We start from the raw sequence: 20,012 nt of genomic DNA on the forward strand, positions 1-20,012 counted from the left end.
GAAGGAGGGGTGTGATCTACTCGGGTCACACATCGCGCCTGCGGACGTCCTGTCCGCTGTCCCTTCCTCCTTGCCACCCTGGAGTCCGTCCATGCGCCACACTGCATTCCGCCTCACGCTACTGGCCTCGACCGTCGCGTTCGCCCTCGCCGCACAGGCGGCGCCATCCGCCGCCGACCGCATCGCCGGTACCGAACTGATCGCGCGCGATGCGCTGTTCGGCAATCCCGAACGCGCCAACGTGCAGCTCAGTCCCGACGGCAAATACCTCAGCTGGGTCGCCGCCGTCGACGGCGTGCTCAATGTCTGGGTGGCCCCCGCCAACGATCCTGCGCAGGCCAAGGCCGTCACCCAGGACAAGGCGCGCGGCATCCGCAGTTATTTCTGGTCTTACAACCCCGACACGCTGCTGTACCTCCGCGACAGCGGCGGCGACGAGGACTTCCACCTGTACGCCGTCGACCTGAAGACCGGTCAGGCAAAGGACCTGACGCCGTTCCCGAAAACCACCGCGCAGGTCGCCGGCCTGAGCCCGAAGCACCCCGGCACGATCCTGGTCGGCATGAACGACCGCGACGCGCAGTGGCACGACGTCTACAAGGTCGACCTCGCCAGTGGCGCACGCACGCTGCTGGAGAAGAACGACGCGCAGATCGCCGGCTACATCGCCGATGCCGATTACACCCTCAAGTACGCCCAGCGCTCGCGTCCCGACGGCGGCGCCGACGTGCTGAAGCGCGGTGCCAACGGCGGCTGGGAGAAGTTCGATGACATTCCGTTCGAAGACGTCCTGACCACCAGCCCCGGCGGCCTGACGCTGGACGGCAAGACGCTGTACTTCACCGATTCGCGCGGCCGCAATACCGCCGCGCTGTTCGCGGTGGACGTGGCCAGCGGCAAGCGCACGCTGGTGCTGGAAGATGCACGCGCCGACGTCGGCGGCAGCCTGGCGGATCCGGCCACCGGCAAGGTCCAGGCCGTGTCGGTGGACTACCTGCGCGACGAGTGGAAGGTAGTCGATCCGTCGATCCGTGCCGACCTGGAGAAGCTGGAAGCCATCGGCCCGGGCGACGTGTCCGTCAACACGCGTACGCTGGACGACAAGACCTGGATCATCGCCTACTCCGCCGCCGAAGCCCCGCTGGTCTACTACCGCTACGACCGTCCGGCCGGCACGCTGACCAAGTTGTTCTCCGCGCGCCCGAAGCTGGAAGGCAAGCCGCTGGTGCCGCAGTGGCCGGTGGAGATCGCCTCGCGCGACAACAAGACGCTGGTCAGCTACCTGACCCTGCCGCGCAGTGCCGATGCGAACAACGACGGCAAGGCCGATGCGCCGGTGCCAATGGTGCTGCTGATCCACGGCGGTCCGTGGGCACGCGATTCCTACGGCTACGGCGGCTACAACCAGTGGCTGGCCAACCGTGGTTACGCGGTGCTGTCGGTCAACTTCCGTGGCTCCACCGGCTTCGGCAAGGACTTCACCAACGCCGGCAACGGCGAGTGGGCCGGCAAGATGCACGACGACCTGATCGACGCCGTGCAGTGGGCGGTCAAACAGGGCGTGACCACGCAGGACCAGGTCGCGATCATGGGCGGCAGCTACGGCGGTTACGCCACGCTGGCCGGCCTGACGTTCACGCCGGACGCGTTCGCCTGTGGCGTGGACATCGTCGGCCCGTCCAACCTCAACACCTTGCTCAGCACCGTGCCGCCGTATTGGGCCAGTTTCTTCGAACAGCTCGCCAAGCGCATGGGCGACCCGCGCACCGACGCCGGCAAGGCGTGGCTGACCGAACGCTCGCCGCTGACCCGTGCCGACCAGATCAAGAAGCCGCTGCTGATCGGCCAGGGCGCGAACGACCCGCGCGTGAAGCAGGCCGAGAGTGACCAGATCGTCAAGGCGATGACGGCGAAGAAGATCCCGGTGACCTACGTATTGTTCCCCGATGAAGGCCACGGCTTCGCGCGGCCGGAGAACAACAAGGCGTTCAACGCCGTGGCAGAAGGCTTCCTCGCCCAGTGCCTGGGCGGTCGTGCCGAACAGATCGGCAATGACCTGACGGGCTCCAGCATCAGCGTGCCGACCGGCGCCGATGGCGTCCTCGGCCTGTCCGAGGCGCTGAAGCGGCACACGCAGGAAGTGAAGAAGTAAGCCTGCTGCTTCCCGCCCTGCCAGAAACGAGAAACGCCGGCGCAAGCCGGCGTTTCTTCGTATGCATCCCTGCGGGCGGCAATCAGGCCGCCTTTTCCTTTTCGTAGAACTGCTCTTCCTCAGTGGATCCCTTCAGCGCGGTGACGCTGGAGCTGCCGCCCTGGATGACGGTGGTGACGTCGTCGAAGTAACCGGCGCCGACTTCCTGCTGGTGCGAGACGAAGGTGTAGCCCTTCTCGCGTGCGGCGAACTCGGCTTCCTGCACCTGCTCGACGTAATGCTTCATGCCCTCGCCGCGCGCATAGTCGTGCGCGAACTTGAAGGTGTTGAACCAGTTGATGTGGATACCGGCCAGGGTGATGAACTGGTACTTGTAGCCCAGCGCCGACAGCTCGTCCTGGAAGCGGGCGATCTGCGCATCGTCCAGGTTCTTCTTCCAGTTGAAGCTGGGCGAGCAGTTGTACGACAGCAGCTTGCCCGGATGCTTGGCGTGCACCGCTTGGGCGAATTCGCGGGCGAAGCCGATGTCCGGCGTGCCGGTTTCGCACCACACCAGATCGGCGTACGGCGCGTAGGCGATGCCGCGGCTGATCGCCTGCTCCAGGCCGTTCTTCACCCGGTAGAAGCCTTCCGCGGTGCGCTGGCCGGTGACGAAGGGCTGGTCGTTGGCATCGAAATCCGAGGTCAGCAGGTTGGCGGCTTCGGCATCGGTGCGCGCCAGCACGATGGTCGGCACGCCCAGCACGTCGGCGGCCAGGCGCGCGGCCTGCAGCTTCTGCACGGCTTCCTGCGTGGGCACCAGCACCTTGCCGCCCATGTGCCCGCACTTCTTCACTGCGGCCAGCTGGTCTTCGAAGTGCACGCCCGCGGCGCCGGCGACGATCATGTTCTTCATCAGCTCGTAGGCGTTCAGCACGCCACCGAAGCCGGCCTCGCCGTCGGCGACGATCGGCAGGAAGAAATCGATCGCGTCGGCTTCGTTCGCCTTGCCGTCGCAGATGTTCTTCCACTGGATCTCGTCGGCGCGCTGGAACGTGTTGTTGATGCGGCGGACCATCGTCGGCACCGAGTCGTACGCATACAGCGACTGGTCGGGGTACATGGTCTCGGAGGTGTTGCCGTCGGCGGCCACCTGCCAGCCGGACAGGTAGACGGCCTCCAGGCCGGCCTTGGCCTGCTGCATCGCCTGGCCCGCGCTGATCGCGCCGAACGCGTTGACGTAGCCTTTCTTGGCTTCGCCGTTGACGAGCTTCCACAGCCTCTCGGCGCCGCGGCGGGCCAGGGTGTATTCCGGCTGCAGGCTGCCGCGCAGGCGGACGACGTCGGCGGCGGCGTAGTCGCGCTTCACGCCGGTCCAGCGCGGATTGCTGTCCCAGTCTTTCTGGATGGCGTCGATCTGCTGTTGCTTGGTGCTCATGGCGGGCTCTCTTTCGTCGCAAGGCGTCGTGGTCGGGGTGGTCGGTCGATGCGTCAGTCGATGCGTCAGTCGATGCGGTCGTACGCGGGCAAGGTCAGGAAATCGGCCAGCTCGTCGGCGCGGCTCAGGTGGTCGAGCAGGGCGATGGCTTCGGAGATGCGCTCGCCACCGGGCAGCCGCGCGTGGTCGCCCAGCTTCGCGGGCAAGGCGGCCAGCGTGCGCTGCAGCAGCGCGTAATCGATCTGGGTGCCGTCGCACAGGTGCACGTCGGCGGTGTGCAGCCACTGCCAGATCTGCGTGCGCGAGATCTCGGCGGTGGCGGCGTCTTCCATCAGCCAATGGATCGGCACGCAGCCGTTGCCATCGAGCCACGCGGCCAGGTAGCGCACGCAGACTTCCACGTTGCCCTCGAAGCCGGCACGCGTGATGGTGCCGGTGGACGGACGGATCAGGTCGTCGCGCGTGACCGCCACGTCCTCGCGCTGCACGCTGCGTTGGTTCGGCTGCGGCATGTGTTCGTCGAAGATCGTCTTCGCGACCGGAATCAGCGCCGGGTGCGCCACCCACGTGCCGTCGTGCCCGGCGGTGACTTCGCGCAACTTGTCGGCGCGCACGCGGGCCAGCGCCTGTTCGTTCGCGGCCTCGTCGTTGCTGATCGGGATCTGCGCCGCCATGCCACCCATCGCATGGGCGCCGCGGCGATGGCAGGTCTGGATCAGCAGTTCCGAATACGCCTTCAGGAACGGCTGCGTCATCGTCACCTGGCCGCGCTCGGGCAGCACCTTGTCGGCGTGGCGGCGGAAGGTCTTCAGGTAGGAAAAGATGTAGTCCCAGCGGCCGCAGTTCAGGCCGACGATGCGGTCGCGCAGCGCGTGCAGGATCTCGTGCATCTCGAACACGGCCGGCAGCGTTTCGATCAGCACGGTGACCTTCATCTGCCCGTGCGGCAGGCCCAGTGCGGCTTCGATGTGCGACAGCGTGGTTTCCCACAGCGCGGCTTCTTCCATGCTCTGCAGCTTGGGCAGGTAGAAGTACGGACCGCGTTCGCGGGCCTGCAGCGCGCGGGCGTTGTGCCAGGCGAACACGGCGATGTCGAACAACCCACCCGCGATCGGCGCGCCATCGATCAGCACGTGCTTTTCGTCCAGGTGCCAGCCACGCGGGCGCACCAGCAGCACGGCCTGCTCGTTCTGCGGCTTCAGCGTGTAGTGCTTGCCGGCGTCGGAGGTGAACTCGAGATCGCCCTGCACGGCGCCGACCAGCGCGCGCTGGCCGGTCAGCAGGTTCTGCCAGGTCGGCGAGGTGGAATCCTCGAAGTCGGCCATGAACACCTTCGCGCCCGAGTTCAGCGCGTTGATGACCATCTTCGGGTCGACCGGGCCGGTGATCTCCACCCGGCGGTCCTGCAGGGCGGCCGGGACCGGGGCGACGGCCCAGTCGCCCTCGCGGATGCTGCGGGTGTCCTCGCGGAAATCGGGCAGGCCGCCCGCATCGAAGAAGGCCTGTCGCGACCGACGGGCCGCCAACCGGGCCTGGCGCTCCGGTTCGATCGCACGATGCAGCGAGACGAGCAGGGCCAGCGCGCCGGGCGGCAGCAGGGCGTCCTGGCCCGCCACGTTGGCGGTCAGGGCGATGCCGGGGGTGGGGCGGTCGGCGCGGGGATCGCGCGGCGGCAGGGCGAAAGCGGTGGCGGACATGGGCGTCTCCTGGCGTCTTGCTGGAGACGCACAGTGCTCCCGCGTCGAATTATTTGACAAAACAGTTTTGTCAATGCACTAAATAAGCCTGGCTTATAATTGACTAGAACGTGAGCTCTAAAGAAGCGCCAACTCCGCGATTTCCCTACAAATCCGACCGGTTGAAGCCGCTGCGCGCCTTCTGCCAGACGGTCCGTTTGGGGTCGGTGTCGCGGGCCGCGGAGGCGCTTTTCGTCAGCCAGCCCGCCATCACCCTGCAACTGCAGGCACTGGAACGGGACCTGGGGATCACCCTGTTCGAGCGCAGCGGGCGCCGTCTGACCCCCAGCCGGGAAGGCCAGGTGCTGTACGAACTGGCGCAGCCGCTGGTGGCAGGCCTGGACGGACTGGACGCGACGTTCCGGGAAAAGGTCAGCGGGCTGGAAGCCGGCGAACTGAACGTGGCGGCCAACAGCTCGACCATCCTCTACCTGCTGCCGAAGATCGTGGAGCACTTCCGCCAGGAACACCCGGACGTGAAGCTGACCCTGCACAACGCCGCCACCGCCGACGGCACCGACCTGCTGCGCTCGGATGCCGTGGACCTGGCAGTGGGCTCCGTGCTCGATGTGCCCGCCGATCTCAGCTACGCGCCGGTCTACCGCTTCGAGCCGATGCTGATCACACCGCCCGACCATCCGCTGGCGAAGAAGCGCGACCTGCGGCTGGAAGATCTCTCGCCCCATGGCCTGATCCTGCCGCCGAAACGGCTGATCACCTACCGGCTGCTGGACCTGGTGTTCCAGCAGGCACGCGTGCCCTACACCGTCGCGCTGGAAGTGGGCGGCTGGGAAGTGATCAAGCAGTACGTCAGCATGGGCATGGGCATTTCGATCATCGCGTCGATCTGCCTGACCGACGCCGACCGCGACCGGCTCGCCGCGCGCTCGCTGGCGCAATGGTTTCCGTCGCGCAGCTATGGCGTGGTGGTGCGCAAGGGCAAGTTCCTCTCACCGCAGGCGCGCGCCTTCATCGAACTGATCCAGCCCCACCTGTTCGAGCGCCGCGATTACGATGAGAGCGGCCATTCCGAACGCTGACGCCCTGCCTCCATGAGCGGCCGTTACCGACAACACGACCTTGCCCCCGGCCTGCCCCTGCTCTGCCGCTGGGACTACGTGCAGGGCGCGCACGCCGCGCCCGCGCTGGTCCTGCCCGATGCCTGCGTGGACCTGCTATGGGATGGCGCGCGCCTGAGCATCGCCGGACCGGATACGCAGGCGCAGTACGCGCATGTCGCGCCGGGCCGACGGTTGCAGGGCCTGCGATTCGCGCCGACCGCCGCCGCACGCTGGATGGGCGTTCCCCTGCATGCCCTCGCCGACCAGCGCATAGACGTGCGCGACCTCGGCCGTCCGCGCCTGAGCGCACTGGCCGACCGCATGGCGGAGCGCGAGGGCGATGCGATGGCGTGGCTCGCCGAGCGCATCCTGGTCGACACGCCGCCTCGCGACCGCGCGATGCAGGCCGTGCATGCGCGACTCTCGTGCCCGCAGCCCGACTCGGTCGCGCAGCTCGCGCGCGATCTCGGCCTCACCGAACGCACCCTGCTGCGCCGGTGCGACGAGGCGTTCGGCTACGGACCGAAGCTGCTGGCGCGCATCCTGCGACTGCAACGCTTCCTGCAGCATCGGCATCGCCACGCCAACCTGCTGGACGCCGCGCTCGACGCGGGCTACTACGACGCCGCGCAGCTGGCGGGCGATGCGCGCCGGCTCACCGGCCTCACGCCCACCCAATTGCTAGCAGAGGTCGCGGACTGACTGTCCGATTTCGCCAAGACAGGGCGCACGGACTCGGCCAGACTGACGGCCTCCTCCACGGACACCCACCATGAGCACCGCCGACCAGCACCATCGCATCGATTACATCGAGTTCAACGTCGCCTCCATCGCCGCCTCGAAGGCGTTCTATGGCGACGCGTTCGGCTGGACGTTCCAGGACTACGGCCCGGACTATTGCGAGTTCCGCGATGGTCGGCTGACCGGTGGGTTCACCCACGACGCGGCGCAGCCGGGCGGTGCGCTGGTCGTGCTGTATTCGACGGCGCTGGAAGACAGCCTGGCGAAGGTCGAGGCCGCCGGCGGGCGCATCACGAAGCCGATCTTCGCCTTCCCCGGCGGACGACGCTTCCAGTTCACCGATCCCGACGGCTACGAACTGGCCGTGTGGTCGGCGACCTGAATCAACGGGTCTCGTAGCGCGCCAGCAGCGCGCGGTGGCTGGCCCGCCACTGCGCGAGCTCGACGGGCGAACCCTCGAACGTGCCGTCGATGAAGGCCAGCGACAGCGATTCGGTAGCCCGTTTCACGTCCTCGCTGACCTCGCGCGAATCGAAATAACGATGATCGGTGAACACGTTGTGGGTGCCATGCCGGTAGACCGCCAGCACCTTGTGCGCGCCGCCGATGGCGTCAAACACCTTGAGCCGGTCGTCCACGCCCGACCCGAAGCCGGGAATGCGGATGATGTCGTCGGCCGTGGTGACGTGCAGCGTGGGGACGGTGATGCCCGACAGGATCGGGCGGAAATCCTGGTCGCCATAGAACGGCGGCGCGGAGATCACGATCGCCGCACGGATGCGCGGATCGCGTAGCTGGATCGCCTGCCCATGGCGCACCACCCGCGCGCCGGCGGACATCAGCGTGGTGTTGGCGCCGTACGAATGCCCGGCCGCGATGATGCGCGCGGGATCGATACTCGCGCCCCATTCGCCCGCGAGCACGCGATCGAGGGCGAAGCGCTGATCGCGGACGCGATCGATGGCTTCGGCGTCTCCCGCCGCGTGCTGGAAGCGGGATACCAGCGTGAAAGGATTGCCTTCCCACAGCGTGCGGTCGCTGCCGACATGCTGCACGTGGAGGCTGGCGATGCCGTGCTTCGCCCAGTAGCGCCCCAGGTAGGTGTAGCCGTCGCGCGCGCTGCCGATGCCATGCGAAAACACCACCAGCGGCACCTTGCCGCGGCGTGCTGCATCCGGCCAGAACAGCTTCACCGGCACCGCGCGTCCGCGCGCGGGATCCACCCAGTCCAGGTCCTGCACGCGATAGCCCGCCTGCGCTTCCACGACGGCATCGCCACGCGTGTGCACGTGCGACCACGCCACCAGCACCGGCGCCAGCAGTAGCAGGGACAACAGGATCGCCACGCGGCGACGGCGAAGGACAGCAGCAACGTTCATCGGCAACACATCCGGGACGGGGCAACCGCACGCGCGAGAGAGCGCATACGCAAGACGGTTCGGTTTCGCCGCGCGGACGCGGCGTCTATTTCTTCTTCGGGCGTCCGGCCTTGACCGGCGCCAGCGCATCCAGCGCCTTGGCCAGGGCCTGCGGCGACAGCGCGGACAGCGCATGCAAGCCCGCGCGCAGCAGTTCGCTTTTCTTCGCCGGCCGCTGCGCCTGCAGCGCGCGCGCCTTCATCACGTCCACCAGCGCGAAATCGTCGGCCGGCATCGTGAAGCTGTCGCGGACCAGCTTGGCGGGCTTGCCCAGGCTTTCCATCGGCGCGGCATCGCCCGACTTCTTCTGCTTGACCATGGCGCCCCCGAAAATCGTATAAATCATTTATACCTTTTCGTTCCGCTGGCGCCAAGCGTTCGTTTTCCGACCGGCGGTGGTCTGTTCAGCGATGTCGCGACGGCGGGCACGGCGCGACGCCGTAGACTCTCGACTCCCCTCCCCGGAGCGTGCCGATGCCCGGAGCCTCCTCCCGAACCGGCAAGCGCGTCGCCGCGCTCGCCGCCGACGAGATCCAGGTGCTGGCCGAGGCCTTGGCCGCAGCGCCGGCAACCGCGGCGGGCGTGCATGAGGCCCGCAAGAGCATCCGTCGACTGCGCTCGCTCCTCTCGCTGGTGCGTCCCGCACTCGGAAAGTCCGACGTGCAGCCGGTCGATGCCGCACTGAAGAGCCTGGCGAAGGGCTTGTCCGCGTTGCGCGACGGCCAGGTCGTGCTGGATACCGCCCACGATTGCGCACGCCATGCCGCCGGCGCCGACGAGGCGGCGAGCTGGGGCGCGCTCACGCCCCTGCTGGCCCACCAGCAGGAACACCGCGTGGCCGAGGCGCTCGCCGACGATCCGGGCTTCATGCGCCGGCAGGCGCAGGCGCATCGCCAGGCGGAACGGCTGCGTGCGCTGCCGTGGCACCGGCTCCATGCCGACGATCTCCGCCACGGCCTGGCGCGCTCGGTGCGCCGCCAGCAGCGAGCCCAGGAGTTCGCGCTGGACAGCGGCGACCTTGATGATCTCCATGATCTGCGCCGCAAGTCGCGTCGCCTGCGCATGCAGCTGAACGCGCTGAAGCGGCTGCGGGTGTCCACGCACGGCGTGGCGGTCGCGTCGCGCGACATCGCCGGGCTCGTCGACCAGCTCGGCGCCTTGCAGGACCTCGCCTTGCTGCAGCGCTCGCTGACCGCGCTCGAGCCAGCGCCGCCGGTGCATGCCTGGCCGGTCGCCACGCGAAGGCGCATGGCCCGCCCGTCTCCGATACATCCGCTCGCGTAACCCGCTTTACGTAAACGCGATGAAGCAAGCGTCATGGTCAAGATGGCGCAGGCAGGGCCGATAGTGACCCATACGGTCCATCCGACTTCCGTCCGGTGAAGGACCGGCGTGCGGGGCACGCCCCACACGTCCGTGCTTTCGATACATCGGCGGATTGGCACGATGCCTGCATCCCTTCACCGGGATCGGCACCGCCCTGGATGGCCGTCCCCTTCAACGCAGGAATGCCGCTGGTGGAAGCCACCCCCACGCCCCCCGGGCACGCCAACGCGGCGACACCGGGGACGCCCGACCGCCGCCTCGGCCTGCCGCCGATGGCCTGGGCGGCGGCCGTGCTGCTGGCGGGTCTGCTGTGCACCGCATTCGTGGCGCACCGCGAATGGGACGACCTGCAGGACCGCGCCGAGGAGCATCGCAGCGCACTGGCCGACGCCGGCATTGCCCGCCTTCGCGTGCCGCTGGAACAGGCCGCCTCGATGCTGCGCGCGATGCAGACGGTGTTCCTGTCCAACGACCAGATGGACCAGGCGCGCTTCAGCCAGTACCACGCCAGCCTGCGCAGCCCGTTGCAGCCGGGTTCGTACACCTCGATCGCGTTCGCGCGACGCGAACCGGCCGGGCAACCGCTGGCCGACCACGTCTCCTACCGCTACGCCTACGTCGCACCGTACGAAGCCAACACGACGCTGATCGGCTTCGACATGGTCACCCAGAAGGCGAACCTGTCGGCCCTGCTGCAGGCCCGCGACACCGACGCGGTGGTGGTCTCCGCGCCGTTCGCCCTGCGCCAGACCACGCCCGCCGGCCACAACCCGCTGGGCGTGACCCTGCGCCTGCCGGTGTACTCGCACGGACCCACGCCGACGACGCCCAACCAGCGCCGCACGCGCGAACTGGGCGCGCTGGCCATCGGCATCCGCCTGGAGCCGATGGTGGAAAGCGCACTGGCCGGTCCTGTGCTGGACGGCTTCCGGGTGCGCATCAGCGACGCCACCGCGGATCCCCATCCGTTCTACGACGCCGGTACCGAGGTGGAAGCGGGATTGGCCATGCAGGTGCGTCGCCTGGATTTCGGCGGTCGCCAGTGGCGCGTGGAACTGCTGCCGCGCCCACAGCCGCTGGACCTGGGCCGGCTGCAGGCCATCCTCGTCGGCGGCGGCGTCATCAGCCTGTTGTTGTCGGCGCTGGTGTGGTCGCTGACCACCACCCGCCGTCGCGCCGTCGCGCTGGGCGCGCAGATGAGCGCGCGCTACCGCGAAAGCGAACTGCGTTTCCGCACGCTCAACGAACTGCTGCCCGCGCTGGTCCTGCTGGCCCACGCGCGCGACGGGCGCATCGTCTACGCCAACCAGGCCGCACGCCTGCGCCTGGGCGACCCCACCGGGCTACCGCTGTCAGCGCTGTTCTCCGATCCCCAGTTGCAGCACCGTGCGCGCGACGCCGATGCCATCGGCACCGACTGGGGCAACCTGGAAGCCGTGTTGCTCAGCCCCGGCGGCGACGCGTTCTGGGCCAGCGCCTCCATTTCGCAGGTGGACATGGAAGGCCAGGCCCACCTGCTGATGGTCGCCACCGACATTTCTGAGCAGCGCGAACTGACCGAGCGCCTGAGCTACCAGGCCACGCACGACGCGCTCACCGAGCTGTGCAACCGCCGCGAGTTCGAACGCCGCGTGGAAGAAGCGCTGCACGAACGCAAGGGCCGCGTGCAGACCGATCCGTGCGCGCTGCTCTACATCGACCTGGACCAGTTCAAGCTGATCAACGACGTCTCCGGCCACATGGCCGGCGACCAGCTGCTCGCCCAACTCGCGCTGGCGATGCGCCACCAGCTGCGCGGCGGCGACGTACTCGCACGGCTGGGCGGCGACGAATTCGGCCTGATGGCGTTCCATGTGGATGCCGAGGGCGCGCATGCGCTGGCCGAACGCCTGCGCGAATGCATCGAAGCGTTGATGTTCGTCTGGCAGGACCGCACCTACACCGTCAGCGCGAGCATCGGCGTGGTCGTCGTCGACCAGCAGGAACCGACCCTGAAGGACCTGCTGGCGTGGGCGGACACCGCCTGCTACCTGGCCAAGGAGAACGGCCGCAACCGCGTGCACGTCTACCGCCAGGACAACGAGACCACGCGCCGCCAGGGCGAGATGGAATGGGCCAGCCGCCTGCGCTGGGCGGTGGAGCAGGACCGCCTGCTGCTGGACTACCAGGAGATCGTCCCGCTCGACGGCAGCGATACCGCCACCAGCATCGAGTTGCTGCTGCGGCTGCGCGACGAGGATGGCGGCGTGGTGCTGCCCGGCGCGTTCCTGCCGGCCGCCGAGCGCTACGGCCTGATGCCGGCGATCGATCGCTGGGTGATCCGCAACGCATTGGCGCACTTCGCGCAGTTGCACCACTCCGGCATGCGCCTGGGCACCTGCGCCATCAACCTGTCCGGCGCGAGCATCGAGGACGACGGCTTGGCGGATTTCATCCTGGCCCGCATCACCGAGTACGCCGTGCCCGCGCACACGCTGTGTTTCGAGATCACCGAAACGGTCGCGGTGCGCAACCTGTTGAAGGTCGTCAACGTCATCGAACGCCTGCGTCGCGCCGGCTGCCGCATCGCACTGGACGATTTCGGCGCGGGCATGTCCTCGTTCGGCTACCTGAAGAACCTGCCGGTCGACCTGATCAAGATCGACGGCAGCTTCATCCGCGACCTCGAAACCGAACCGATGAGCCGCACCATCGTCAGCGCCATCGCCCAGATCGGCCATCAGCGCGGACTGAAGGTGGTGGCCGAGTGGGTCAGCAGCCCGCAGCTGTGCGAATCGCTGCGCTCGCTGGGCGTGGACTACGGCCAAGGCTTCGCGCTGCACCGGCCCGAACGCGTGCTGTACCAGCGCGACGAACATCCGCCGCGCCGGCTCAGCGTGGTGCGCTGACGCGCGTTCAATCCCCGCGCGCGACGCGCTGCTGCTTTTGCAGCTCCTCCGCCGTCATCCGGCGAGCGTGTCCGGGCAGGATCGTCAGCCCGCGATGCGCACACACATCCACGGCCGGATACAGCACTTGCTGGCCATTGCCGAATGCCAACTTCAAGTCCTGCACGCAGGCCTGCACGGGCAGTCGCACGGTGGCCGCATTGCCGCCGCCCTGCAGGTCCTCGCCGAGTGCGACGGCCACCGGCTCGCCGCCGACGGGCGCGGCCGAAATCGCGACCAGGCGCTCGTGGGCGCGGTTGACGATGTCCAGGTAGTGCACGCGCGACACGTCCTCGGCGTGGGCGATGGCGGCGGCGGGCAACAAAGCGGCGACGAGGGCGAAGCGGATCGACAGGGGGCGCATGGCGAATCTCCGTTGGGAAGGGGATCCGCCGGAAGCCTCGCGGGCTCGGCGGATGGCCGCATCTCGCGCCGCCCGCGCCATGCCGGCAACGGATTCGGGATGAATCGTCGTTGCGCCGGGCCGAATCGTAGCCATGCGCGCATGACGCTTCCCACGCGCGGAACCCCGGCCTAGGATGCCCCCACCTTCCGGGACACCACGCATGAAGATCCGACTGGGCACCCTCGAGATCGGCCTGTTCCGCTATCTCGGCCTGTGGACGGCGGTCGCGCTGCTGTTCACCCTGCAGACGAAACTCAACAACGGCCTGCACCGTCCCAACTGGCCGCTCTGGGATCTGATCCGCTGGTCCTTGATCCAGTGGTACACCTGGGCGGCGCTGGCGCCGGTCGTGTTCCGACTGGCCGAGCGTTATCCGATACGCGACACGATGCGCTTCCGCGGACTGGGCAAGCAGCTGGTGGCCAGCCTGTGCACGACGTTCGTCGCGATGATGATCGGCGCATTGGTTTCCACGCTGTTCGAACCCAGCGGCTTCTTCGAGCAGCTGGGATACTTCCTGGAGCAGCATTTCGCCATCGGCCTGCTGACCTACTGGCTGCTGTTCGCCATCCAGCAGGCCATCCAGTTCCACGCCGAGAAGGCCCGGCGCGAACTGGAGGCCAGCCAGCTCGCCACCGAACTCGCACAATCGCGTCTGCAGGTCCTCAAGACCCAACTGCAGCCGCATTTCCTGTTCAACACGCTGCATGCCATCGTCACCCTGCTGGACGAAGACACGCTGTCGGCGGAAGACATGCTGCTGAAACTGAGTGAGCTGCTGCGCGCGTTCCTGGAGGACTACGACGGCCAGGAGATCTCGCTGCGGCGCGAACTGGAATTGCTCGAGCTCTACCTGGGTATCCAGCGCCGGCGCTTCAAGGACCGCCTGGAGACCCGCATCTACGTGGCGCCGGATACGCTCGACGCCGCGGTGCCCAGCCTAGTGCTGCAGCCGCTGGTCGAGAACGCGATCCGCCACGGCATCGGCCGCAACGTCGGCGAGGACCGCGTCGAGATCGACTGCCGCCGCGAGGGCGGCCAACTGCTGATCGAAGTGCGCAACGGCAACAGCACGCTGGGCCAGCCCAGCGATGGTGGGCACGGCATCGGCATGGCGAACACGCGACTGCGGCTGCGCGAACTGTATGGCGACAACGCCGACCTGCGCCTGGACGCGATGGTCCCGCGCGGTGTCGCCTGCCGCCTGCGCGTGCCCTTCCACGAACTCGCGCAGGACGACGATGCACCGGAGCATGTCCCGGCATGAGCGTGCGCGTGCTGGTGGTCGACGACGAGCCGATCGCGCGGCATGCGGTGGTCCGCCATTTGCGCGACGCGGAGGACCTGGAGATCGTCGGCGAATGCGGCGACGGCGTGTCCGCGGTGGAGGCGATCCGCGCGCTGTCGCCGGACCTCGTGTTCCTCGACATCCAGATGCCGGCCATCACCGGCCTGGACGTGGTCGCCACGATCGGGGCGGCGCGCATGCCGGCGACGATTTTCGTCACCGCCTACGAGCACTACGCGGTGCGCGCCTTCGAAGCGCATGCGGTGGACTATCTGGTCAAACCCTTCAGCCGTGAACGCTTCCAGGAAACCCTGCGGCGCGCGCGCCAACGGCTGACGGTCCGCGAAGGCGCCGATGCCGATGCCACCGCGCGCATCCTGCAGACGCTGGAAACCCTGCGCCAGCGCGACGACTACGCCACCCGCATCCCCGTGCGCGAGGACGAGAAGGTCGTGCTGGTGGACGTGGACGACATCGTCTGGATCCGCGCCAACGGCAACACCGTGCTGCTGCACCTGGCTGGCCGCGTGCACGAGCTGCGCGAGACGATGGCCGCACTGGCCGCACGGCTGGACCCGCGCCACTTCGCCCGCGTGCATCGTTCCGCCATCGTCAACGTGCGCCGGATCCGCGACATCCAGCCGTGGTTCAACGGCCACCACGTCATCACCCTGGACAGCGGACAGCAGCTGCGCATGAGCCGCTATCAGCACGAAGCCTTCCTGAAGCTGGTGGGGCCACGACCGACGACGTGACGCGCGCCGGTTACTCTTCGGTTTCCACCCGATTGCGGCCGGCGTGCTTCGCGCGGTACAGCGCTTCATCCGCGATCAGGAAGGCCTGGGCATAGTCCTCGCCCGGCGCGGTGCGCACCCAGCCGATGCTCACCGTCACCACGCCCCATGGCGAGTCTTCGTGTGGAATGCCCAACGCGTGCACGGCGGCACGGACGCGCTCGGCCACGCGCGCCGACACGGCGGCATCGGTGTCCGGCAGCACTACCAGGAACTCCTCGCCGCCCATGCGCGCCACCGCGTCCTGCGGGTGCCGCAGCAGGCCGCCGACGACGCCGGCCACGCGCCGCAACGCACTGTCGCCGGCCGCGTGGCCGTAGCGGTCGTTGTAGGCCTTGAAGTGGTCCACGTCGATCGCGATGACGGTCATGTCCACCGTGAGCTGCCCGGCTTCGTCGCTGACCAGCGACAGCTTGTGCTGCAGGCCGCGGCGGTTGAGGCAGCCGGTCAGCGGATCGGTACGGTTGAGCCGGTCCAGTTCGGCATTGGCCTGGCGGAGTTCGGCGGTGCGGCGGTCGATCTCCTGCTCGCGGCGTTCCAGCGTGCGCTGCAGCGACAGCGCCAGCGCACTCTGGTCGGCCAACGAGCGCTGGAGATCCTCATGCGCCACTTCCAGCTGGTCGGCCAGCTCGCCGACCGCACGACCTACCGGTTCGAATTCTTCGGGCAGCGGCGCCGTCGCGCTGGGGCGCCGGTGCACGGCCAGCGCATGTAACGCATCGGACAGCTGCGCGAGCGCACCATCGAGGCGACGCATCTGCCAGGCGTAGGCGAACCACACGCCGGCCGCGATCAGCACCAGCAGGCCCGCCGTCGCCAGTGCCCGGCTGCGCACCGTGCTCACCAGCATATCGTCGGGCACCACCAGCACGAGGGTCCAACCCGAGGTCAGCTTCGCCTGCGAGACCCAGGCCGCGCGTCCGTCCGCCATCACGCCGTGCAGCCTGCGCGACTCGGTCTCGCGTGCGCCTTGCCCCGCACCGGCCAGCAGCGGCGTATCCGCGAGCGGTTGCTGGAAGCGGTACTGCAATCCCTCGGTCGCACGGATCACGCGCAACTCGCGGTCGAGCAGCAGCATCTCCACGCCGCGGCGGCGCATGGCCGCGACCCGGGGCCCGGTGAAGGCGTCGACACGAATGGAGCCCTGCACCACGCCGGCAAAGGCGCCGTCCAGGTGCCATGGCGCCGAGACGGCGACAAGCGGATCGTTGCTCAGGCGGCGGCCGCGGAACGCATCGGAGACGAACGGCGCGCCGCTGTCGCGAGGCATCCGGAAATACTCACGGTCGGCCACGTTGATGGCCGGCGCACGCGGTGGCACCGGCTGCGACGCTTGGACATTGCCCAGCGCATCGGTCACCAGCACGCTGCTGAAGCCGGGATAGCGCCGGCGCAGCTCCGCCAGTTGCGCCGGCCAGTCGGTGTCCTTGCCGCTCATCGAGGCCACCAGGGCGACGCCCGCCTGGTGCATGTCGACGAAGTCGTTCACCGCCGTGGCACTGAGCATCGTGCTCACTTCCAGGCGCTCACCGAGGTGGTGCTGCTCCGCCCGGTAGGAACGCACCTGTTCGACCACGCCCAGCACCGCGGCGGGAAGCAGTGCCGCCAGCACCACCGCGCGCGCGAACTGTCGTCTCAGCGACGGGGGACGCGGGACGCGGCCGGTGGGCGGGGTGGTGTCGGTCATGCAGGTGCGGCGGCAGCGCGGTCCGGGTACTGCGGCGCACTATCCACTATTTCGATGCCAAATTCTGCGCAGGTGTGCGCGTTGGGCCCTACCGGCCGCTGCGGCGCAGCTTGCTGATCGTGCGGACTTCCGTGCACTGCGCCTGTACGCCCGGTGCAAACCGGGTCCGTTCCAGCATTCGCAGGGCGTAGTCGTCGAAACCCCGCCGTGGGCGCGCCTCGACGATCCGCGGATCGACCGCGCGTCCCGACCCATCCAGGCGGTAGTCGATGATGACGTAGGCGTTGTACTCCCCCGACACCTTGGGGAAGTCGGCCGGCGTGGCCTTCGCCGGTTCGACGACATGTTCCTGGCAGGTCTGCCGCGCCAGGACCTCGGGCGGCACCTCTGCCGGTCCCGCCGCCGCGACTACGGGCAGGAACAAGAGGGCAATCAGCAGCGCGTATCGCATCCGACGTCCTTTTCCCATGGGCTGGCGAGCGTTGTAGCACGCCCCGCAGAGATGCCGCATCGACGGGCAGCGAAGATCGCGCGCGCCGCGCGGCGACTAGACATGCGCCACCCATTGCCGCACCACCGCCTGCAAGGCGTCGCCACGCGCCTCGACATCTCCCGGACCGGCGAACGTCAACGTCGCCCGATCGGCGCCCAGCCAGGTCAACAGCCCTACCGGATCCGCGATCGCACCCTTCGGCAGCGCGCGCTTGCCTGCGCCGAGATGCAGCACCAACAGCACGCTGTCGGACTTTCGCAGTTGCATCGTGGCGAAGTGCCGACCCTCGATGTGGAAGCTCGGGGCATTCCACTTGATGTCTTCTGCGATACGCGGATCGGCGGCGCGGATCACCGCACGCAGCTGCTGGATGACGACGTCCTGCGGATGCGCCAGCGCGATGAGGAACGCGTCGACATCGGCGGGTGCGGTGGACTTCTTCACAGGCATCGGCGCTCCCGGGGCTAGAGGACGCGCGGATCGGCGCCGAGGCGACGGTACAACGTGCTGCGGCTGATGCCCAGCTGCCGCGCCGCCCGCGCGATGTTGCCGCCGCAAGCCTCCACCGCCGCCCGCATGCTGGCCAGCGTGATGGCGTCGAGGTCCGCGTCGAGCGGCGCGAGCAGGCGGGGCATCGGTGCCATGCGCGTGCGGAGGTAGGCGGGCAGCGCATCCAGGCCGACGTCGCTGCCCGGTTCGCTCAGGGCCGCGAGGGTCCGCAGGCTGGCGACCAGCTGCCGCAGGTTGCCCGGCCAACCGTACTGCGCCAGCGCGTCGCGCGCGGCCGGCGTCAACTGGCGTCCCTGGCCGATGCGCTCCCACAGCGTCCGCACCAGCGCGTCGCGCGCGGGCTGCTCGCGCAGCGATGGCAGCGTCACGATGTGGTGCGAGATGCGGTAGTACAGGTCGGCGCGGAACCGTCCTTCCGCGACCGCCTCCTCCAGGTGGCGGTGGGTGGCGCAGACGAGCGCGAAGTCCAGCTTCACCGGCCGGCCGCCGCCGAGCGGCGACAGCTCGCGATCCTGCAGCACGCGCAGCAGTCGCGGCTGCAACGCCATCGGCATGTCGCCGATCTCATCGAGGAACAGCACGCCACCATCGGCCTGGCGGAGCAGGCCCTGGCTGCCGTCCTTGCGGGCGCCGGTGAAGGCGCCGCTTTCGTAGCCGAACAACTCCGCCTCGATCAGGCCCTCCGGCAGCGCCGCGCAGTTCACTGCGACGAAGGGTTTGCCCGCGCGCGCGCACAGGCGATGCAGCTCGCGCGAGAACACCTCCTTGCCCGTGCCCGTCTCGCCGAGCACCAGCACGGGGATGCCGGCATCCAGCACCCGGCAGGCGCGCACCAGCTCGTCGCGCTGCGCTTCATCGAACAACGGCGCATCGGCATCGCGCGACGACGTCGCAGGTGAAACGGTGATGGGCGTGGCCGCGCGCGCGCGACGGGCACGGGTGGGTTCGTCGACATGGCCGTACAGCACGCGTCCGCTGCGGTCGTGGAGCGCGCCGTCGTCGCGCAGTCGCGACACCGCGCCATCGAACAGCGCTTCGTAGGAGGCGCGCCCCAGGTCGCCGCGTTCCAGCCCGAACAGCGCCAGGCCCACGCGGTTGGCCGCCACCAGCCGCCCGTTGCGGAAGGCCAGCAGGCCTTCGCGTGCGGTGCCCAGCAGCGCGCGATTGCTGTGCACGCGCAGCAGGTCGGCATCGGCGATGCCTTCGTCGAAGTAGCGGTGCTCGATGTTCGCCACCGCCATCTGCGCCAGCCCCAGCGCATGCACCTGCGCCACCGACGCATCGCCGGAAATGTCGAGCACCCCGACCATGCGGCCCTGCGGATCGAAGATCGGCGACGCGGCGCAGTTGAGGATGCGGTGCGGCGCGGCATAGTGCTCGGCGCCGCGCACTTCCACCGCGAGGCCATCGGCGATCGCGGTGCCGATGGCGTTCGTGCCCACGCGCGCTTCGCTCCAGCAGGCGCCCGGCATCAGCGCCACGCGGCCGGCCTTGTCCAGGAAGGCGGCGCTGCCTTCGGCATCGAGGATCCAGCCATCCGCGTCGGTGAGGATGGCGATGCTGCCGGTGTCAGCGGCATCGGCGGCCAGCATCTCGACTTCCGCGCGCGCCAAGCGCCACAGCCGCTCGTGCTGCTCGCGCATGATCCTCAGGCGCGGCGCATCGATCGGCTCGATCGCCGGTCGCGCATTCGCCGCAAGCCCCAGGCCGCGACACCGCCGCCACGACTGCAGGATCGCGCCGGGCACCTGGCCCACCGGCGTGCGGCCGGCCTCGAAGAAGGCACGTCGCGCTTCGCTGATCGCATCGTTGCCCGTCTGTGCACGCGCCATGGTCCGGTCCTCGCTGGCGATGTGTCGCATTTTGCGACAGCGCAACCACCTGCTGTCCCGATACACACCACAGCGCGCGACACCCCGCAATCCCCCTCTATGCTGCGCCGCCACAGGAATCCATGCCCGTGCGCCATCGCGCTTCGCTCCACGTCGTGACGCGATGCAGCACATCTTGTTGGCACGCGCCCTGCGTCGGACGGTCGCAGCCCAACCGGGCCCAC

The 20,012-nt window shown here is 68.8% G+C and carries 17 protein-coding genes; 8 read left to right on the forward strand and 9 right to left on the reverse strand.

Annotated features, from left to right (window positions below; translation table 11 throughout):
- The first annotated feature begins 91 nt into the window (after window positions 1-91).
- Entirely contained in the window at window positions 92-2,152 is a 2,061-nt protein-coding gene (locus tag ACSION_RS00115) for a S9 family peptidase (protein ID WP_435304314.1), read from the forward strand.
- A gap of 82 nt (window positions 2,153-2,234) precedes the next feature.
- On the opposite strand, the gene aceA is transcribed toward ACSION_RS00115, so the two are convergent.
- Together aceA and aceB are read right to left on the reverse strand one after the other, a co-directional pair.
- Window positions 2,235-3,569, reverse strand: coding sequence for an isocitrate lyase (aceA, locus tag ACSION_RS00120; RefSeq protein WP_093488524.1), 1,335 nt, complete (start codon window positions 3,567-3,569; stop codon window positions 2,235-2,237).
- A 65-nt stretch (window positions 3,570-3,634) separates the two neighbouring features.
- Entirely contained in the window at window positions 3,635-5,266 is a 1,632-nt protein-coding gene (gene aceB / locus ACSION_RS00125) for a malate synthase A (RefSeq protein WP_435304315.1), read from the reverse strand.
- Between the two features lie 110 nt (window positions 5,267-5,376).
- On the opposite strand from aceB, the gene ACSION_RS00130 reads away from it, so the two are divergent.
- From ACSION_RS00130 to ACSION_RS00140, 3 genes are all read left to right on the forward strand, one after another.
- Window positions 5,377-6,345, forward strand: a complete 969-nt coding sequence (locus tag ACSION_RS00130; protein WP_435304316.1) for a LysR family transcriptional regulator — start codon at window positions 5,377-5,379, stop codon at window positions 6,343-6,345.
- A gap of 12 nt (window positions 6,346-6,357) precedes the next feature.
- Window positions 6,358-7,068, forward strand: coding sequence for a helix-turn-helix domain-containing protein (locus tag ACSION_RS00135; RefSeq protein WP_435304317.1), 711 nt, complete (start codon window positions 6,358-6,360; stop codon window positions 7,066-7,068).
- Between the two features lie 70 nt (window positions 7,069-7,138).
- Window positions 7,139-7,489: a VOC family protein gene (locus ACSION_RS00140; RefSeq protein ID WP_435304318.1), complete on the forward strand. Its 351-nt coding sequence runs from the start codon at window positions 7,139-7,141 to the stop codon at window positions 7,487-7,489.
- A gap of 1 nt (window position 7,490) precedes the next feature.
- Here ACSION_RS00140 and ACSION_RS00145 read toward each other — a convergent pair whose 3' ends face one another.
- Window positions 7,491-8,486, reverse strand: coding sequence for an alpha/beta hydrolase family protein (locus ACSION_RS00145; protein ID WP_435304319.1), 996 nt, complete (start codon window positions 8,484-8,486; stop codon window positions 7,491-7,493).
- Between the two features lie 85 nt (window positions 8,487-8,571).
- On the reverse strand, window positions 8,572-8,871 hold the full coding sequence (locus ACSION_RS00150; protein ID WP_435304320.1) for a hypothetical protein: 300 nt from the start codon (window positions 8,869-8,871) through the stop codon (window positions 8,572-8,574).
- A 128-nt stretch (window positions 8,872-8,999) separates the two neighbouring features.
- Between ACSION_RS00150 and ACSION_RS00155 the strand changes: the two genes are divergently transcribed.
- Complete coding sequence (locus ACSION_RS00155; protein ID WP_435304321.1) at window positions 9,000-9,809, forward strand: CHAD domain-containing protein; 810 nt, start codon at window positions 9,000-9,002, stop codon at window positions 9,807-9,809.
- Between the two features lie 224 nt (window positions 9,810-10,033).
- On the forward strand, window positions 10,034-12,739 hold the full coding sequence (locus tag ACSION_RS00160) for a bifunctional diguanylate cyclase/phosphodiesterase (protein WP_435306625.1): 2,706 nt from the start codon (window positions 10,034-10,036) through the stop codon (window positions 12,737-12,739).
- Window positions 12,740-12,746: 7 nt separating this feature from the next.
- Here the strand turns inward: ACSION_RS00160 and ACSION_RS00165 are convergent, their stop codons facing one another.
- Window positions 12,747-13,142, reverse strand: coding sequence for a hypothetical protein (locus tag ACSION_RS00165; RefSeq protein WP_435304322.1), 396 nt, complete (start codon window positions 13,140-13,142; stop codon window positions 12,747-12,749).
- A gap of 202 nt (window positions 13,143-13,344) precedes the next feature.
- On the opposite strand from ACSION_RS00165, the gene ACSION_RS00170 reads away from it, so the two are divergent.
- Together ACSION_RS00170 and ACSION_RS00175 are read left to right on the forward strand one after the other, a co-directional pair.
- On the forward strand, window positions 13,345-14,451 hold the full coding sequence (locus ACSION_RS00170; RefSeq protein WP_435304323.1) for a sensor histidine kinase: 1,107 nt from the start codon (window positions 13,345-13,347) through the stop codon (window positions 14,449-14,451).
- Window positions 14,448-15,227, forward strand: a complete 780-nt coding sequence (locus ACSION_RS00175; RefSeq protein WP_435304324.1) for a LytR/AlgR family response regulator transcription factor — start codon at window positions 14,448-14,450, stop codon at window positions 15,225-15,227. The genes ACSION_RS00170 and ACSION_RS00175 overlap by 4 nt, the downstream gene beginning before the upstream one ends.
- Before the next feature lie 10 nt (window positions 15,228-15,237).
- Here the strand turns inward: ACSION_RS00175 and ACSION_RS00180 are convergent, their stop codons facing one another.
- The 4 genes from ACSION_RS00180 to ACSION_RS00195 all read right to left on the reverse strand — a co-directional run bounded on the left by ACSION_RS00180 (window position 15,238) and on the right by ACSION_RS00195 (window position 19,788).
- Window positions 15,238-16,953, reverse strand: a complete 1,716-nt coding sequence (locus ACSION_RS00180; RefSeq protein WP_435304325.1) for a sensor domain-containing diguanylate cyclase — start codon at window positions 16,951-16,953, stop codon at window positions 15,238-15,240.
- 88 nt (window positions 16,954-17,041) lie between these two features.
- On the reverse strand, window positions 17,042-17,404 hold the full coding sequence (locus ACSION_RS00185; RefSeq protein WP_435304326.1) for an energy transducer TonB: 363 nt from the start codon (window positions 17,402-17,404) through the stop codon (window positions 17,042-17,044).
- 96 nt (window positions 17,405-17,500) lie between these two features.
- Window positions 17,501-17,896, reverse strand: a complete 396-nt coding sequence (locus ACSION_RS00190) for a DUF1801 domain-containing protein (RefSeq protein ID WP_435304327.1) — start codon at window positions 17,894-17,896, stop codon at window positions 17,501-17,503.
- 14 nt (window positions 17,897-17,910) lie between these two features.
- Entirely contained in the window at window positions 17,911-19,788 is a 1,878-nt protein-coding gene (locus ACSION_RS00195) for a sigma-54-dependent Fis family transcriptional regulator (RefSeq protein ID WP_435304328.1), read from the reverse strand.
- Window positions 19,789-20,012 lie beyond the last annotated feature (224 nt).

Source organism: Pseudoxanthomonas sp. LjRoot125 (assembly GCF_964252705.1).
Classification (GTDB): Bacteria; Pseudomonadota; Gammaproteobacteria; order Xanthomonadales; family Xanthomonadaceae; genus Pseudoxanthomonas_A.

What these genes read in the sequence shown, in the direction of transcription:
- ACSION_RS00165 (WP_435304322.1), bottom strand. Translation starts at nt 13,142, where the DNA reads ATGCGCCCCCTGTCGATCCGCTTCGCCCTCGTCGCCGCTTTGTTGCCC.
- ACSION_RS00150 (WP_435304320.1), bottom strand. Translation starts at nt 8,871, where the DNA reads ATGATTTATACGATTTTCGGGGGCGCCATGGTCAAGCAGAAGAAGTCG.
- ACSION_RS00190 (WP_435304327.1), bottom strand. Translation starts at nt 17,896, where the DNA reads ATGCCTGTGAAGAAGTCCACCGCACCCGCCGATGTCGACGCGTTCCTC.
- ACSION_RS00140 (WP_435304318.1), top strand. Translation starts at nt 7,139, where the DNA reads ATGAGCACCGCCGACCAGCACCATCGCATCGATTACATCGAGTTCAAC.
- ACSION_RS00175 (WP_435304324.1), top strand. Translation starts at nt 14,448, where the DNA reads ATGAGCGTGCGCGTGCTGGTGGTCGACGACGAGCCGATCGCGCGGCAT.
- ACSION_RS00180 (WP_435304325.1), bottom strand. Translation starts at nt 16,953, where the DNA reads ATGACCGACACCACCCCGCCCACCGGCCGCGTCCCGCGTCCCCCGTCG.
- ACSION_RS00185 (WP_435304326.1), bottom strand. Translation starts at nt 17,404, where the DNA reads ATGCGATACGCGCTGCTGATTGCCCTCTTGTTCCTGCCCGTAGTCGCG.
- ACSION_RS00145 (WP_435304319.1), bottom strand. Translation starts at nt 8,486, where the DNA reads ATGAACGTTGCTGCTGTCCTTCGCCGTCGCCGCGTGGCGATCCTGTTG.
- ACSION_RS00155 (WP_435304321.1), top strand. Translation starts at nt 9,000, where the DNA reads ATGCCCGGAGCCTCCTCCCGAACCGGCAAGCGCGTCGCCGCGCTCGCC.
- ACSION_RS00195 (WP_435304328.1), bottom strand. Translation starts at nt 19,788, where the DNA reads ATGGCGCGTGCACAGACGGGCAACGATGCGATCAGCGAAGCGCGACGT.
- ACSION_RS00135 (WP_435304317.1), top strand. Translation starts at nt 6,358, where the DNA reads ATGAGCGGCCGTTACCGACAACACGACCTTGCCCCCGGCCTGCCCCTG.
- ACSION_RS00170 (WP_435304323.1), top strand. Translation starts at nt 13,345, where the DNA reads ATGAAGATCCGACTGGGCACCCTCGAGATCGGCCTGTTCCGCTATCTC.
- aceA (WP_093488524.1), bottom strand. Translation starts at nt 3,569, where the DNA reads ATGAGCACCAAGCAACAGCAGATCGACGCCATCCAGAAAGACTGGGAC.
- ACSION_RS00115 (WP_435304314.1), top strand. Translation starts at nt 92, where the DNA reads ATGCGCCACACTGCATTCCGCCTCACGCTACTGGCCTCGACCGTCGCG.
- aceB (WP_435304315.1), bottom strand. Translation starts at nt 5,266, where the DNA reads ATGTCCGCCACCGCTTTCGCCCTGCCGCCGCGCGATCCCCGCGCCGAC.
- ACSION_RS00160 (WP_435306625.1), top strand. Translation starts at nt 10,034, where the DNA reads ATGCCGCTGGTGGAAGCCACCCCCACGCCCCCCGGGCACGCCAACGCG.